The sequence below is a fragment of the Vibrio sinaloensis DSM 21326 genome, from assembly GCF_000189275.1.
GTDB lineage: Bacteria > Pseudomonadota > Gammaproteobacteria > Enterobacterales > Vibrionaceae > Vibrio > Vibrio sinaloensis.
Genome location: NZ_AEVT01000073.1, coordinates 1 through 16,090 on the forward strand (window position 1 = coordinate 1; position 16,090 = coordinate 16,090).

General features: G+C 44.7%; 12 protein-coding genes and 1 pseudogene. 1 reads left to right on the top strand and 12 read right to left on the bottom strand.

Translation table 11 applies throughout. The features are described from left to right. From RH45_RS12865 to RH45_RS12875, 3 genes are all read right to left on the bottom strand, one after another. A partial coding sequence (locus RH45_RS12865; protein ID WP_008077811.1) for an HAD-IA family hydrolase occupies nt 1-643 on the bottom strand: 643 nt, incomplete at its 3' end. A 150-nt stretch (nt 644-793) separates the two neighbouring features. Then, a complete protein-coding gene (locus RH45_RS12870) occupies nt 794-2,566 on the bottom strand; it encodes an HD domain-containing phosphohydrolase (RefSeq protein WP_008077814.1) in 1,773 nt (590 codons plus the stop codon). A gap of 71 nt (nt 2,567-2,637) precedes the next feature. Next, nucleotides 2,638-3,204, bottom strand: a complete 567-nt coding sequence (locus RH45_RS12875; protein ID WP_241211644.1) for a flavodoxin — start codon at nt 3,202-3,204, stop codon at nt 2,638-2,640. A 192-nt stretch (nt 3,205-3,396) separates the two neighbouring features. Here RH45_RS12875 and RH45_RS12880 point away from each other — a divergent pair, with 192 nt between their 5' ends. Further along, entirely contained in the window at nt 3,397-3,864 is a 468-nt protein-coding gene (locus RH45_RS12880; protein ID WP_008077817.1) for a CreA family protein, read from the top strand. Nucleotides 3,865-3,954: 90 nt separating this feature from the next. On the opposite strand, the gene RH45_RS12885 is transcribed toward RH45_RS12880, so the two are convergent. The 9 genes and pseudogenes from RH45_RS12885 to RH45_RS12925 all read right to left on the bottom strand — a co-directional run bounded on the left by RH45_RS12885 (nt 3,955) and on the right by RH45_RS12925 (nt 16,001). Next, nucleotides 3,955-5,124, bottom strand: a complete 1,170-nt coding sequence (locus RH45_RS12885; protein ID WP_008077819.1) for an MFS transporter — start codon at nt 5,122-5,124, stop codon at nt 3,955-3,957. Further along, nucleotides 5,121-5,813 (bottom strand): aspartate/glutamate racemase family protein, encoded by a 693-nt coding sequence (locus RH45_RS12890; RefSeq protein WP_008077822.1) that lies wholly within the window; start codon nt 5,811-5,813, stop codon nt 5,121-5,123. The genes RH45_RS12885 and RH45_RS12890 overlap by 4 nt, the downstream gene beginning before the upstream one ends. 159 nt (nt 5,814-5,972) lie before the next feature. After that, nucleotides 5,973-7,745: a class I poly(R)-hydroxyalkanoic acid synthase gene (gene phaC, locus RH45_RS12895; protein WP_008077823.1), complete on the bottom strand. Its 1,773-nt coding sequence runs from the start codon at nt 7,743-7,745 to the stop codon at nt 5,973-5,975. A 58-nt stretch (nt 7,746-7,803) separates the two neighbouring features. Next, nucleotides 7,804-8,151 (bottom strand): phasin family protein, encoded by a 348-nt coding sequence (locus RH45_RS12900; RefSeq protein ID WP_008077824.1) that lies wholly within the window; start codon nt 8,149-8,151, stop codon nt 7,804-7,806. Between the two features lie 59 nt (nt 8,152-8,210). Next, complete coding sequence (locus RH45_RS12905; RefSeq protein ID WP_008077825.1) at nt 8,211-9,419, bottom strand: acetyl-CoA C-acetyltransferase; 1,209 nt, start codon at nt 9,417-9,419, stop codon at nt 8,211-8,213. A gap of 10 nt (nt 9,420-9,429) precedes the next feature. Then, nucleotides 9,430-10,170, bottom strand: coding sequence for an SDR family oxidoreductase (locus RH45_RS12910; RefSeq protein WP_008077827.1), 741 nt, complete (start codon nt 10,168-10,170; stop codon nt 9,430-9,432). A gap of 644 nt (nt 10,171-10,814) precedes the next feature. Continuing rightward, nucleotides 10,815-13,873: pseudogene (locus RH45_RS12915) on the bottom strand (efflux RND transporter permease subunit). Further along, entirely contained in the window at nt 13,870-14,925 is a 1,056-nt protein-coding gene (locus RH45_RS12920; RefSeq protein ID WP_008077832.1) for an efflux RND transporter periplasmic adaptor subunit, read from the bottom strand. Before RH45_RS12920 ends, RH45_RS12915 begins: the two are co-directional and overlap by 4 nt. Continuing rightward, nucleotides 14,925-16,001 carry an efflux RND transporter periplasmic adaptor subunit gene (locus RH45_RS12925; RefSeq protein WP_008077837.1) on the bottom strand — a complete coding sequence of 359 codons (1,077 nt, stop codon included), beginning with the start codon at nt 15,999-16,001 and terminating at the stop codon, nt 14,925-14,927. Before RH45_RS12925 ends, RH45_RS12920 begins: the two co-directional genes overlap by 1 nt. Between the last annotated feature and the right edge of the window lie 89 nt (nt 16,002-16,090).

Sequence of the window (16,090 nt, forward strand, 5' to 3'; positions counted from 1 at the left end):
TACAACTTTCCAACTCTGCTAAGTTCGATATCTTCTCTAGCTCCAGTGAATGATGTCGCTCATTCAATCCGACCAAATGGATGGTTTTAACGCCAGCCCTTACCCCCGCTTCTAGCCCTTTAGGCGTGTCATCAACATACAGGCATTCATCTAATCTAAAGCCCATATTCATGGCGCTATACATCACTAAGTCAGGCTCTGGCTTCCAGCTATTCGTGTCAAAAGCTGAAAATATCTTACCTTCAAAATGAGGAAGTAAACCAGTGAGCCGAAGGGAGTGCTCAATCTTACTCCGTGGCCCATTCGACGCAACGCAATACTCAATTCCTTTGCTTTTCAGCGAATCGAGTAGTTCGAATACACCTTCCATTGGCTTGAGTTGTTGATCAAACAACTGATCTAAATACTCTCTATACAAGGGTTCAAGTTTGTCGATAGAGACCTTTACCCCTAATCGTTGACGAGTTTGGGCGAGGATATCAGCGAGCTTGCCGCCTTCAAAATGGCTCATGGCATCCTCTATTGAGAGGTTAGAGCCAAAATCGCTAAATACTTTGCACAAGGCTTCACAGCACAGACGTTCGCTATCGATCAAGGTACCGTCACAATCAAAAATAACGCATTTAATTTGAGGCTTTGTCATTGTTATCACCTTCTTAATTCGCCTCGAGAAATATTATGCAACTTAAGTCGGTTTCGCATGACTAGCTTAACAGATTGATCATTCGCCGAAGTTTAAATACAAAAACTCTCGCGCAAATCACCTTTTAGCCTAAGTACAACTGACACATTATCAACTAGCAATTGAGAACGGTGATTCAATGTGATCTGGATAATGTCGACGAATCTCTACAAACTCATCAAGGTGGCGAAGTAACAGCTCCGTCAACTCAGGGTCAAACTGTTGACCGGACTGTTCACGAAAGAGTTCCATCACTTGTTCTAAAGACCAAGCGCGTTTGTAACAACGCACACTCAGTAAAGCATCAAACACATCTGCGATAGCGGTAATCCGAGCAAAGATATGTATTTTTTCACCGGCAATGCCATCAGGATAGCCATTGCCGTCCCACTTTTCGTGATGTTGAAGGGCAACGATCGCAGCAAGCTGAAAGATCTCCCCTTTCGAGCTACTGAGCAACTTGTGCCCTGTATGAGTGTGGGTTTGCATAATCGCCCACTCATCAGGTGTGAGTTTGCCTGGTTTATCTAGAATCGTTTCTGGAATAGCAATTTTGCCCACATCATGCATCGGGCTGATAATTTCGAGCATTTCTACTTCGCGGTGGCTTAGGCCATAAAGTTTTGCCAAATGCGCGGAGAGTTTCGCAACGCGCTTAACGTGATTGCCGGTTTCGCCCGAGCGAGTCTCAATCGCTTCACCCAGCACGTGAATCATCTGCTTTTGCACATCTAGCGTTTTTCTTTGTAACGCGACAATCTTACGGTTCTTATCGTTAAGTTCTCTTTTTTGACGAATGGTTCGCGACTGACTCACAATAACAATCGACAGACACACAAACGATAACATTGAGTAACCAATCGTATGCAAGTTTTCTTTGAGTTCGCTCTCTGGTTCGTTGAGTACAAGCACAGGCCCTGTCAGTTCGTCCAGATTCAGCGCATGCCGCTCAATCGCTTGGTAATCGACAACGGCCCTCTTTCCACCCTGCACAATTAATGGTGAGTCAAAAGTAAGGCCAAGAAGATGGGCCAACTCGACCACCATACGCTGACCGATTTGTTCCGAGCGATTAACATAGCCTCCAACCACTCCGCCAGTAATATAAAATTCCCAGAAAACGAAAATCGGGGCACTGGTACTTTGTGCCAGGCGGCTAGCTATCGCCTCGTAGCTGTGGAAAGTACCAGAGTCCAATTCCGTGTTGTAATGAGACAAGATGATCGCATCACTCGACGAAACTTTAGCTAATGTATTGGCCGTCTCTTGAAGCGTTTGATTTTCAATAACCGTGAGGGGAATATCCGCAAGTTCGCTGTTTTGCAGCTCCTCGACAAACGACTCTCTCACGAGGCCAGCCGTGTGGCTATCGTCAGTGACAAAATAAAGGTTGGATAACTGCGGCCTTAACGCTGAAATCATCGCCAACGTTCCCTGCAAATCGTCGCGCTCGTAAAGAATTTTTGAGATCGACGGGGCCGTATTTAAGCGCGCTGATAAGTCATTAATACCACCAGCAACTATAGGCACCCGTGCGATAGGGCTGTTTTGCCACTGGTTCACCATATTTAGAGCGTTATCATCGGTAATCAAAACACCATCAAAGACAACATCTTGATACTTCACTGAGTAATATCGTTGGAACTCTCTCAGATAGTTCGCCGACCTTAGACGCTTGGTATCAAGATACTCTAAGGAGAACTTAACGGGCTGATTTAACTGGGCTGCAGCGGCCTCAATACCGCGTTGGAAATCGGAAGTCCAATGGTAGGAAGGTTCATAAGAGTGAAGAACCAAAATATGCTTAGCTTGCCATTCTGCGGAGAAGACTTTAACCGAAGATAGCGCGCAGAACAGGATAAGAAACAGACGACGTAACAGCAAAATATCATATTCAGGTCTTTAATTAAGATGCTGAATTATATCATCACCATCAAGCAGAATTGTCTCTAATATTAGAATTCTAGATAAATGTCACTGTATTCATTTGGGTTTACATCCAACTTGTTGAGTAAGCCTTTCGTAAAGCTTTGAATTTCTGTCTCTTCTTGGTGCTTCACGGCCAAATCAGAGAGTAAAATTTGACCATCAATCTGAGTTACAATAGCAGCAGCTGAAGGCTCGCCCTGTTTGAAACCGACGTATAGCTCACAAGGTTCGGAGTAAATAATCTGCGTTAGGTATTCAACAACAAGTTCTTGCTCTTCCTGCTTTTCCCACCGCTGAGATTGAAGCAGTGCAAACATCACCGTCAGTCGATGAAAATCCACCAAATAAATCTCATCCTGATGATACATGGTCTGCGCATCAGCAACAGCCTCTAGAGGCTTGCAGTGCTTGGTTTTAGCATCATTAAGATACAGTTTGCGGCCAGCTAAACTTTCAGGAGTTGGGTACTTTACATCTACATGTTGGGAAAGCCACTGATTCTTTACATCAACGATAGAAAGGTTTGATTCGGACATGTCACTATTTGGCGGATGGTTTTCCGTCAGCTTATCGGTAACCCTCAGTGTTCTCAAGTGTTTTCTATAACTATTCAGTATGTAACTGAAAAGCAGATATGCTAACCTTGGCAAGTGGATTTTTACGCGATTAAAGGAATAAGTTCATCGTCCCTTAGCATTCAGCTTTCATTCGGCGGTTGTTAAGAACTCATAGACCGCTTCGTTGGACTTGGACTACTCATAAACGATAACAACAAAGGCTCTCAGATGAAGAAAATACTGTTGGCAGCCGCTATCGCGGCATCTGTGGTTGGCTGTTCAGATAACGAAGTTGGTGACGTAGGCTTAGGCTGGTTCACTCTAAAAGACATTAAAGTTAGTAGCTTAGTCGATGATGAAGTGCCAGGCGTCACCTGCCATATCGCCTCTATTGAAGCGGACTTAAGTTTAGCGGATCCAAGTGACAGCTCTATTTCTTGTCGTCAAACTGGCGAAATCACACCAGAAATGATCGCTCATATTGATAAAAGTAAATCTGGTGAAGTCGTTTTCCAAAAGTCGAAAAGTATCTTTTTCAAAACGATGAAAGTACGACGCATTTTTGATCCAGAGAATCAAACTCTGCTTTATCTTTCATACACAACTAAAGAGACAGAAGGCAGCTTTAAGCACAGCTTATCGACCGTGCCTTTATGGGGCACCAAAGCTTACGGCGCATACACAGCAGAAAAATAACCTTCCAATACAATGGGCAGAGGATTTCTCTTCTGCCCATTGGCTTTGAACACTACACACCCAGTATCTCTAGGAAGGCTCCGCAATAGGCTAAACCGCCGCGTGTTTGGCTCTGTAATTGCTCAAGCCAAACAGACCTATCACTACCACGACAAACGGCAGAACATACAGGTTCATCGCCTCCCAACCTACGGTCGATTCTAACCACCCAGATAACAGTGCCGTCACCGTGACGCAACTGAACACAAAGAACTCATTAAACGCCTGTGCTTTGGATTTATTGCGCGCTAGATAAGACTGGCTAAAGAGGCCCGTTGCGGCAATGAACATAAAGTTCCACCCGACGCCGAGCACAATCAAAGCCACAGAAAAATGCCAAATCGACTGACCATGAATGTTGATCGCAATACAAAGGACGAACAAGATGGCGCCAGTCAATATCATTTTCTGAGCCCCGAAACGTTCAACTAAACGTCCAGTGAAAAACGCAGGAACAAACATACCCAATACGTGCCACTCAATCACTCCAGCGGCTTTTTCAAAATCAAAACCGCAGCCTATCATTGCCAAGGGAGTCGCTGTCATTAAGATGTTCATCACCGCATAAGCCACCATAGCGGCGAATACCGCCAGCATAAAATTAGGCGCCGATACGATCTCTCTGATTGAGTCCGCTTTGACTTGCTTATCTTTATGATTGCCCTTAGGGAACTGGATCGTCTGCAACAGACACAGCGCCAGAATATTAAGCGCAATCAGAGCCATAAACGCACCAACATACAGCCCATCGTTAGACCACTGCTGTGAATAGACAGCCAGATTAGGCCCTAATATCGCTGCCAGCACGCCACCTGCCATAGAGATAGAAATGGCTCTATGTCTTGCATGCTCTTCGCATACTTCAATCGCAGCAAAACGATATAAAGTACCGAAGCCTATGCCAATTCCCAGTAGAAAGGTACCTGCGCAAAATAGAGTAAACAGCTGCTGCGACAGAGCAAACGTCGCTATCGCCGCACCACTTATGCCGATAACGTTACCTAAGCTGAAGCCGACGCGTCGACCTAGGCGTCCCATGATTAAGGAAGCAGGTATAGTGGCAGACATCAATCCTAAGAACTGCAACGCTACAGGTAAAGTAATCAAACTTGGGTTAGGCGCAAGGGTTTTGCCAACCAAGCCAATCACGGAAATTAGCAATATATTGCCAGTCATCAATAGCGCTTGGCAGACAGATAATAACCAAACATTTCGATTCATCGTAAAGCTTCTCTTACTGCTGCTTCTACATGAATGGTGACTGTATCAAACAGTGGAACCGAACAATCCGTTTGCTCGACAAGTAGACCTATCTCTGTACAGCCTAGAATGACCCCTTGAGCACCGTTCATGGCAAGCTCCTCCATAATGACTCGGTAATCGTCTTTTGAACGGCTTTGAATTATCCCCATGCACAACTCATCGTAAATGACATCATGTACCAACTTACGTTGAACACCATTCGGTACAATCACTTCAATGCCAAATTTATCGGTCAAACGCTGTTTGTAAAACTCTTGTTCCATGGTAAATGCCGTACCTAGTAGCGCGACTTTCGTTATCCCTTGCTTATGCAGTTCCTCTCCAGTGGTATCCGCAATGTGCAGCAAAGGGATCGAGACCGAGGCCTCTACTTGTTTGGCCACCTTGTGCATGGTATTTGTCGCAATGAGAAAAAAGTCTGCCCCTGCATTTTCTAGTGATTGGGCAGCGTTAATCAGAATTTCTGCCGTCTTATCCCACTCTCCATCGCGTTGCATTTGTTCAATTTCCGCAAAGTTGACGCTATTAATGATCACTTTTGCTGAGTTGTGGCCTCCGAGAGCCCGCTTAACCCCCTGATTAAGTCCTTGGTAATAGCTCACTGTCGATTCCCAACTCATCCCACCAATTACGCCAACTGTTTTCATTGTTATCTTCTCCTAACCTTATTAACACCAATTAAACAAATTCATGCTGACATTACAAATGAAAATGATCCGCTCTGCATCTGGACTTGTTTTAATCAATCTGCACAACCAAAAAAGCCCCAACATTCAGTTGGGGCTCTTAGTTTACTTGCTAGCGACTTACTCTTTTACCGGAAGCACTTGCTTAACATATTGACCAGGGGCTTGTCCGATAACCGGGAAATCGTCATTACCGACCTCAAAAGGCTCAACGGTCTCTTCAGGATTAAAGCCTAGTAACCATTGGTTCCAATGAGTCCACCAAGATCCTTCACTATGATTCGCATTGGATAGCCATTCATCAGCGTTGTCATCTAGGTTATCGTTGGTCCAGTAGCCATACTTACCTTTCGCAGGGTGGTTAACAATACCGGCAATATGGCCTGACTCACCAAGAACGAAGGTCTTATTGCCACCGACATTGAGTGCCCCTCGGTATGTTCCTTGCCACAGGGCAATATGATCTTCCTTAGCAGAGACAAAGTAAGTTGGAATCTTAATCTTGTTGAGGTCGATCCACACACCGCCAATTTTCACACCCTTGTCTTGCACCAATTTATTGTTCAAATACAGTTCTCGTAACAAGAAGTTATGGCTTGCGGCTGACACGTTAGTGCTGTCGCTGTTCCAGTACAACAAGTCGAAATCTACCGGGCTATTGCCTTTTAGGTAGTTGTCTACGTAGTAATTCCAATACAGACTGTTTTCTCGCAGTAGGCTAAACGTCACACTCAAAGAGCGTCCATCCATGTACCCTTTGGCATCGTTTTGCAACGTAATGGCATCGATGATGGTGTCATTGATGTAGGCACCTACTTCTCCAGGTTGAGAGAAATCAAGCAAAGTTGTAAAGAAGGTCGCACTCTTGATGCGCTTCTTCATTCGCTTAGCCGCATAGTAGGCAATGGTACTCGCCAGTACGGTACCACCAATACAATAACCTGCTGCATTAATCTGCTCTTGACCTGTAATTGATTCAATCGCAGTAACAGCTTTGGCAACCCCTTCGGTAACATAGTCGCCAAACTCTACATCTCGCTGTTCGGCACCCGGATTACGCCAAGAAATCATAAACACGGCGTGGCCCTGCTCCAATAACCAGCGAACCATAGAGTTCTTTTCACGTAGGTCAAGAATATAGTACTTGTTGATAAACGGAGGCACGATCAACAAAGGCACCGCGTTAACTTGCTTGGTCAAAGGGCGATATTGAATAAGTTCGAACAGTTCATTTTGATAAACCACTTCGCCAGCGGTGTTAGCAACATCATCACCTATCCTAAAGGCATTGTTGTTCGTCATACGAATCTTTAGGATATCCGCACTTGATTCCAAGTCGGCTTTGAGTTGGTCTAACCCAGTTAACAAGTTCTCACCGTTCTGCTCTAACGTAAGCTTAAGCAGCTCCGGGTTCGTCGCAATAAAGTTACTCGGTGATAATGCATTAATCGCTTGGCGAGAGAAAAAGCTAATACGCTCTTTGCTTTTCTCGTCCAGCCCTTCGATGCTGTCGATGGTTTGCAAATAAGTTTTACTAAACAACAAATAAGACTGCTTAATGAAGTTGTAAAATACATCTTGCTGCCATTCTTCATTAGCAAAGCGTTTGTCTCCACGCTCGGGTTCAACGACATTTTCGCTGTTCCCCGCCAACGCGACATTTTGCCAAATTTGAAGTTGCTGTTGCCACCATTCTGCTTGAATTTGTAACAAAGCTGCAGGTTGATTTGCGGCACTTTCAAATAGCTTGGCCGTGTCTTCCAGATTGACTTCCTGCATGGCTTTGTTGAGAGGTGAGTTTGCGGCTGCCCTGCTCTGTTCTAGATCTGCCCACCATTTTTGATTGGTTTCTTGGAGCTTAACAAGGTAGTCCGAAAAGAAGTTTTGATACATAGTATTACTCCTAAGATCGGAAAAAAGCCGCCTAAAGAGGCGGCAATAATGCACAGTGTTATGCAGGAGTCACTGTCTTAAGGTTTTCCGAAGTAAGTTGTTCTACATCTTCTTTAAACTCTTTTGCGATTGACTGTAGCTTGTTGCTATCGTCCATCATCTGTTGAGAAAGCTTAGTTAGCGCGCCAAGTTGCTGACTGTTAAACGCTGTTAGCGAAGTCACATCTTTGATTTCACTTGCCGCTTTCATCTGCGTCAAACCCATCTCGCTGTACGTACGGATTGCGTTAAGTTGCAGTTCAGTTAGTACCTCTACGTTTTTAGTCACAAGCTTGTTGAACTTAACGTATGGTTCTAGGCCTTTTTCAGTTTGATCAGTAAAAGTTTTGAAAAAATCGGTATACATGAGTATTACTCCTGAGTTAATTCCATTTAAATAGCGAATTCAGTTCACTTAACCTATGGCTAAGCAATTGATTTAATTACAACAGCAGTGCCCATTCCACCACCTACACAAAGAGAGGCCACACCATATTGACCTTTACTTCGGTTAAGTTCGTGAATCAGCGAAACTAAAATACGATTACCCGATGCCCCTAGAGGGTGGCCCAAAGCAATCGCCCCTCCGTTGACATTGGCTTTATCGAATATTGAAGAAACAGAAACGTTTTGCTCTTGAGCCAGTTTATGAATAACGCCTAGTGCTTGAGCCGCGAAAGCTTCATTAAGCTCATAGAGGTCAATATCTTGAGTCGAAAGATCCGCTTTGACCAAAGCGTTTGAGACGGCTTCGACAGGCCCCAGCCCCATAATTTGTGGGTCTAAACCAGACTGCGCGTAGCTAACCAGCTCAGCAATTGGTTGAAGACCAAATTCTTCAACTGCCGATTCGCTGGCTACGATAACGGCACTTGCCCCATCATTGATGCCCGATGCATTACCTGCTGTCACAGTACCTTCGCGGTCAAACGCTGGGCGTAGCTTCTCAAGACCGCTTAGCGTTGCATTTGCCTTTGGATATTCGTCAGTATCAAAGACGATCGTTTCTCGACGTTTTTTCACATCAACGGGGACTATCTCATCTTTGAATTTACCCGCTTCGATAGCCGCAACCGCTTTCATTTGGCTCGCCAACGCGTATTCGTCCTGTTGTTCACGACCAATACCCACCTCACGAGCAACGTTCTCGGCCGTTACGCCCATGTGGTACTGGTTAAAGACATCCGTTAGACCATCGTTGATCAACAGATCGGTCAATGTCATGTTGCCCATCTTGTGACCATCTCGCACACTGCCAGAGACTGTGAACGGGATTTGTGACATCACTTCCACCCCCGCCGCGACAACAATAGAAGCATCGCCCGCTTTGATGTGACTGGCGGCATCCATTACCGTCTTCATACCGCTGCCGCACACCATGTTCAGTGTGTAGGCAGGTACTGTTTCTGGAATACCTGCGTATATTGCAGCCTGACGACCAACACTCATGCCTTGGCCTGCGCCGATAACGTTGCCGACAATCACTTCATCAACAATTTCAGGTCTTACTCCGCCTTCTGTTAAAGCGGCTTTTATCGCGATTGAAGCTAAGTTGCCTGCGCTGATGTCTTTTAAAGTTCCGCCAAAAGCACCAATAGGTGTACGTTTCGCAGCAACTAGATAAACTTTTTCCATGACTCTCTCCTTAATGCATGTATAAGCCGCCGTTTACAGAAAGCGTTTCGCCGGTGATATAAGCACCTGCATCGCTTACTAAGAAAGAAACTGACTGAGCAATTTCTTCCGGCTTGGCCAAACGTTGCATTGGGATTTGAGACTTGATTGCATCAAGCACCTCTGGCTTCATTTTCTCTACCATTGGTGTACCCGTGTAACCCGGAGCAATCACGTTTACCGTAACTCCGCTTCGTGCACCTTCAGCCGCTAAGGCCTTAGAGAATCCGATCATGCCCGCTTTCGCTGCAGAGTAGTTTGTTTGTCCAAACTGCCCTTTTAAGCCGTTCACAGAAGAGATATTGATGATACGTCCACCGCCTTTTTCGCACATTGCAGCAAAGACAGGCTGAGTCACATTGAAGAGACTGTTTAAGTTAGTGTCGATAACCTCTTTCCAAGCATCGACAGACATTTTTTTGAATACACCATCGCGAGTGATGCCCGCGTTGTTTACAACCACATCGACCGTGCCTTCTTCTTCGAGCAGGAGTGCTAGTCGCTCGGCACATTGTTGGGTGTCCGTCACATCCAACTCAAACAATCTGACTTGCTCTTGAGTAAAACCTTTCTCATCGAACCACTCTTTTGCGCAGTCATATTTACCCGTAAAATAGGTCGCGATAACACGATAGCCATCTTCGACTAATTGAGAAGAAATAGCAGAACCAATTCCGCCTTTTGATCCAGTGATCAAAGCGATCTTTTTCATTAAGAGACTCCATTCTTAACAGCAAAGTGAATAAAAATTTTGCCATCGTCCGGTGCCTTAAATAAGCACCAACCAACGTTGTATAATATTTTTATCAAGAGAATTTCTCTCTTGTTCTATTTATTAAACCTAAACCCAAAATATTACAGTTCAAATAATTTCTGAATTTATGCGCATAAAGTTGAACAAAGTCTCATAAGGAATGAAATGTTATATACATGTTAATCCAATTTAAGTCATTGTTTCTAAATAAATAAAATTAACAACACTTTAATCAGTAGTTGCTAAAGTACTGTTTTGACGAAGTTTTTGTCATGAAACCGCTTTTGCATTGATGAATGTTGCATATAGGAGGGAGTGATTAATTTCGCCAATAATTGGTGGATTAATTTATGATTTTATTACTAGCTATTTCTACTTTGGTTTTAATATAGCTGGAATACAAACATTATTTAAAACAATATAATTACACTAAGTAATTGATTAAACTTTGGAATAAGCATGTGTTTTAATTTAAGACTAACGTCGAAGTGCTATTGTGATATTTAATTATAGTTTAATAACTCTATAAGTTTGCAAGAGACAAAAAAACCCAGTCAAAAGACTGGGCTTGGCTAATTCGAATCTCTATTCATTCCATGAAGTTATCCGGCAGTGGATGGTTTGATTCGGTAGAAAATGGCAAACAATACTGGCACAACAATAAGCGTGAGTACGGTAGCAAAGCCTAAGCCAGCCATGATTGTTATAGCCATTGAGCCAAAGAATGCGTCAAATACCAAAGGTATCATTCCAAGTATCGTTGTCAGTGCAGCCATACTGACAGGTCGAACACGAGATATTGCACTATCAAACACAGCATCATATGGATGTTTACCTGACGACAACTCAATGTTGATTTGATCGAGCAACACGATGCCGTTTTTCAAGATCATGCCGCTTAAACTCAATAACCCTAAGAAAGCGGTGAAACTAAAAGGCATATCCGTTGCTAGCAAACCAATCGAGACACCAATGATAGACAGAGGTACAGTGAACCAAATCACTAGCGGTTTTCTCAATGAGTTAAACAGCAGCATGGTAATAATGAACATCAACAAGTAGCCCATGGGTAGCGAGCCAAACAGAGCTTCCTGAGCATCTTTAGACGATTCATACTCACCACCCCAAGTAATTTCGTAACCTTCCGGCAGCGGAAGTGCTTCGATTTGCGGTTGAATACGAGCGAACAAACTCGCCGCGGTTTCATGACCTAACACGTCGTGGTCAGCCAACACCGTTAAAGTACGTTTGCGGTCACGACGTTGAATTAACGGCTCTTGCCATTCAAGCACAACGCCATCAATGACTTGTTCGACTGGAATGTATGTTTGTAGCGACGGACTCCAGATTTTAACATTCGCCATCGACTCAAAATCGACCCTCTCTTGCTCAGGAAGGCGAGCAATGATTGGTAGCATAGTGGTGCCGTCTCGAAGTAAACCTATTGGAGTACCACCAAACGCCATTTGCAGCGTATTGGACAGGTCCTCTTTCGAAATGCCTAAACGGCGGGCCTTAGATTCATTAAACTGAGGCACCAACTCCTTAGTTCTTTCACGCCAGTCATGACGAACGTTTCTCGCACCAGGATCCGCATTAAGGATATCTTCGACTTCTACCGCAATGTCACGCAGTGTTTGAGGATCCGGCCCCGTAATTCGAGCTTCAATTTTCGACGCCGGAGACGGTCCAAATTCCATCAACTTAAACTGGAAGGTTGGCTGAGCAAATTGAGTCGATAACTCTCGATCTAGCTCTTCAAGTAATACAAACATCGACTCACGGTCTGTTGTTCTCACTTGAATTTGAGAATACGCTTCGTAGCTTTTCTCTGGTTGATAGGTCAGCGCAAAACGTTGTAGTCCCTGCCCTGTCGTTGTTGTGACAAAGTCCACGCTCTCTTTGGAACGAATGAACTGCTCAACATCTTTAGTTTCTTCTAATGTCTCGCGAATGTCGGTGCCTTCAGGCATCCACATATCAACGTAAAACATTGGTGTGTTTGATGGCGGGAAAAACGACTGTTTAACCATGCCAAAGCCAACCACTGCGGCAACCAGCAAACCAACCATACTTGCGACGGTCAGCCAACGGAAACGCAGTGCAAGTTTTAGACTCGCGCCAAACACGGTAAACAAGACACCTTTGTATGGGTCAACTTCGACATCAGCATCATTGTTCTCTTCTTTGAGCAGTAAATTCGCCAAGAATGGCGTTAACGTCAGTGCCGTCACCCAGCTTAAGAATAGTGAGTAACACAGTACCCAGAACAATGAGCCCATAAACTCACCGGTTGCATCTTCCGACAAACCGATTGGCGCGAAGGCGGTAATTGCAATGACAGTGGCGCCTAATAGCGGCCATTGAGTTTGCTTAACGATATCAACCGCAGCTTGCAGACGAGTTTTGCCTTTCTTTAGTCCAACCAGTATCCCTTCCACTACCACGATGGCGTTATCAACCAGCATGCCTAATGCAATAATCAGCGCACCTAGAGAGATGCGGTGCAGCTCTACATCGTTTTGCTTCATCAAAATGAACGTACCAAATACCGTTAGAAGCAACACTAATCCTATGATCAAACCGCTTCGCAATCCCATTGCAAACAGCAACACGATAATTACGATACCAACCGCTTGACCAAGGCTAACAATAAAATCATCAACAGACTTATCGACTTCGGCGGATTGGTTGTAGAAATAGTTAATTTCTACACCAGCAGGTTTGATGCTTTCTAAGCTTTGCAGCTCTGCCTCAAGAGCTTTACCGACATCTACGACGTTAACACCAGCACCAAAAGAGATCGCAAGGTTAATTGCAGGTTTGCCATTGTAAGTCAGAACGTTAGAAGGTTTTTCTTGAATCCCGCGAGTAATCGTCGCCACATCTTTTAGACGAATCAAGTTCCCAGTATCGCGACCATGAATAATTAAATCTTCTAGCTCTTGCTCTGAGCTCATGGTTCCATTTGGGCGAATAGTCAGAGCTTGACCATTAACCATCACTTCGCCCGCAGACTGAACACTGTTTTGCTGGCTAAGCAAACCAACAACGGTGTTCATATCTAAGTTTAAGGCAGCAAGGCGTTCAAGTGACACTTCAACAAAAAGTTGCTCTTGTTGATCCCCTGCCACGGCAACTTTACCTACGCCATCGACCAGTTCAAGCTCACGGCTAAGGTAGTCTGCGTATCGTTTAAGCTCGATATAATCATAACCGTCTCCGGTGAGCATTAGCATAATGCCGTAAACGTCACCGAAATCGTCAATGATCTGGATTGAGCTAACACCGGTCGGTAAATTTGGCTGTAAATCGTTAATCTTTCGACGCATCTCATCCCAAATTTGCGGAAGCTCATCAGGACCATATTCCATCTCCATACTCACCATGATCTGCGACATCCCGTTGGAAGACGTCGAGGTGATCCTGTCGATGTAAGGTAACTTACGAATTTCTTTTTCTAATGGGTACGTCAGCTCTTCTTCCACTTCCTGTGATGTCGCACCAGGATAGGTAGAAATGATCATTGCATCTTTAATGGTAAAGGCGGGATCTTCCAGCCGACCAAGATCCATAAAAGAGGTGTATCCGCCGATAGCAAGAATAACCAGAAACAGCCAGCTGATGACCTTGTTTTTATTGAATACTCAGCAATGTTCACAGCTGGGCTCCTTTAATTTCCATTCCTTCACGAAGTTTGCGCAAGCTAGAGCTTACGAGTACATCACCCTGTTTAATGCCGCTTGATACCAGTGCACCTGTACCATTGATTTGATCAACATTGATCTCATAACGATGTGCTTTACCGCCTTCCAACTTCCACACGTAGAAATCTTGGCTAGATGCCCCCGCCTCTATCGCAGTCATCGGCAATTGAAACCCTTGAGCCATGTTGAGGCCAGCTTCAATTAAATCGACCGATACTTTCGCACTGGTGCCCGGCAGAACCGATTGATCGATCTGAGGCATAGATAACCAAAACTCATAGGTCTGGCTTTGGGGGTGAAGTTCGCTAGTGTGCTCTAGATAGGACATAGGGTAGCGACCTTGATGACCCGCAAAGGTAGCAACAGGCTGGTAACGCTCAGAACGTGTTTCAGGCTTTAGCATCGCCAAAACCGAATCAGAAACGCTAACCTTTACGTAAACATTATTGTCTTGGTAAATCGAGACGATGGTTTCGCCTGGAGTCACCGCTTCATGTTTTTTCTTTGTAACACTCGAAATAACGCCATCAAACGGCGCTTTCAATCGCGTGTAGCTCATACGAGACTGAGCAGAGCCAAGGTTTGCTTTAGCGAGCTTGTAACTTGCGCGTAATTCATCCAATTCTGCTTTAGAAATCATAGTATTTGCATGTAGCTCTTCACCACGTTTGAACTGTTTTAGCGCCAGTTCATAACGAGCTTGGGCATCCGATAAACCTTGGCGTAGTTTTGAGTCGTCTAGCATTGCGACGACCTGGCCCTTAGTGACACTGTCACCTTCTTGAACCATAATCCCGGCAAGTTCACCGTCTAATCGAAAGGCTAAAGGAGTCAGCTCTGCTGGCATAACCTGGCCATTAAAATTGCGATACTGGCTTTCAATAGGTGTCGATACTGTGTAAGTATCCACGACCATTGGGTTCTTTGTTCTATGTTCTGTCGCCGGTTTACACCCAGCAAGTGTTAGCATCGCAAGCCCTAGAGCACTGAGTTTAGTCAGCTTCATTAGATGCCTCCCTCTTTTTCCCACGCTTTAACTCTCTGTCCGGTGACTAGGCGATCGACACCCGCCTCGACAACGAGATCCCCGCTGTTCAAACCCGAAATGACTCGCCCTTGAGCATCAAACTCCACACGAACTTGACTAATGGTGCTGGTGTTTTGGTCAAATACGAACAACTCTCCGGCAAAGTCTGTTTTATTGAGCCATGCCGAATCAGCAATACGGATACCTTGGTTTTTGTCGCCATTTTGTAAGCGCACTTGCCCTGTCATACCCGGTAATAAATTCAAGTCAGCAGGACGTTCAATTGTCACGCTCGCGGTGTAGCTGTTTGTGTCTTGGTCAGGTTGTGTAGAAATTTCTTTGAATTGCGCCGGAATCACGACATTACGATGGCTATCCATAGTGACCGACAGCGGCGCATTTTCAATTTTGTTCAATCCGTTACGTTCGACATAACTCACCGGGACGGTAAACACAACGTCCATCACGTGGTTGTCGATGATGTTGAGAACGGGCTGGGAAGCGCCAACCACTTGGTGTTCTTTCGCAAACGTAATCGACACCACACCATCGAAAGGCGCGCTAATCTTGGTGTACTTCAAATCTGTCTGTGCTTGTTTCAGAGAAGCTTGAGCCGCTTTGAACTGCGTTTCACTTTGGTCAAATAGGTCTGCACTGATCAACTTTTTGGTAAACAGATGCTCAGCGCGTTCAAAGGCAGTTTTTGCCAAATCAAACTCAGCGGTGCGAGCATCTAGAGCCAGTTGATAATCAGTAGGATCAAGAGTGGCCAGTAGCTCCCCCTTTTTGACTATGCTGCCCATTTTTACGTGAAGCTGTTCAACCTCTCCTGAAACTTGGAAAGATAAAGCCGCACGCTCTGTAGCATCCATTTTTGCGATGAATGAGTCCTGTGCAAATGCGTGCACATCTGGAACTTCCACAAGCTTAACGGGAGTAACCACAGGGGTCACAATTTCTGAACTGGCTTTGTTACAACCAATTAATGCGCTGCCTAGTATCCCAACAGCAAGTATTTGAGCGACTGGCTTTATTCTGAATGTTGATTTGACCATAACCTGATCTCGTTCTAATTTTATTGCACAGACGTGCAGTATAGTTAAATCATCACTGAGTTCAATATTTATTTTCCATGTGTGCAGTA

What these genes read in the sequence shown, in the direction of transcription:
- RH45_RS12880 (WP_008077817.1), top strand. Translation starts at nt 3,397, where the DNA reads ATGAAGAAAATACTGTTGGCAGCCGCTATCGCGGCATCTGTGGTTGGC.
- RH45_RS12885 (WP_008077819.1), bottom strand. Translation starts at nt 5,124, where the DNA reads ATGAATCGAAATGTTTGGTTATTATCTGTCTGCCAAGCGCTATTGATG.
- RH45_RS12890 (WP_008077822.1), bottom strand. Translation starts at nt 5,813, where the DNA reads ATGAAAACAGTTGGCGTAATTGGTGGGATGAGTTGGGAATCGACAGTG.
- phaC (WP_008077823.1), bottom strand. Translation starts at nt 7,745, where the DNA reads ATGTATCAAAACTTCTTTTCGGACTACCTTGTTAAGCTCCAAGAAACC.
- RH45_RS12900 (WP_008077824.1), bottom strand. Translation starts at nt 8,151, where the DNA reads ATGTATACCGATTTTTTCAAAACTTTTACTGATCAAACTGAAAAAGGC.
- RH45_RS12905 (WP_008077825.1), bottom strand. Translation starts at nt 9,419, where the DNA reads ATGGAAAAAGTTTATCTAGTTGCTGCGAAACGTACACCTATTGGTGCT.
- RH45_RS12910 (WP_008077827.1), bottom strand. Translation starts at nt 10,170, where the DNA reads ATGAAAAAGATCGCTTTGATCACTGGATCAAAAGGCGGAATTGGTTCT.
- RH45_RS12920 (WP_008077832.1), bottom strand. Translation starts at nt 14,925, where the DNA reads ATGAAGCTGACTAAACTCAGTGCTCTAGGGCTTGCGATGCTAACACTT.
- RH45_RS12925 (WP_008077837.1), bottom strand. Translation starts at nt 16,001, where the DNA reads ATGGTCAAATCAACATTCAGAATAAAGCCAGTCGCTCAAATACTTGCT.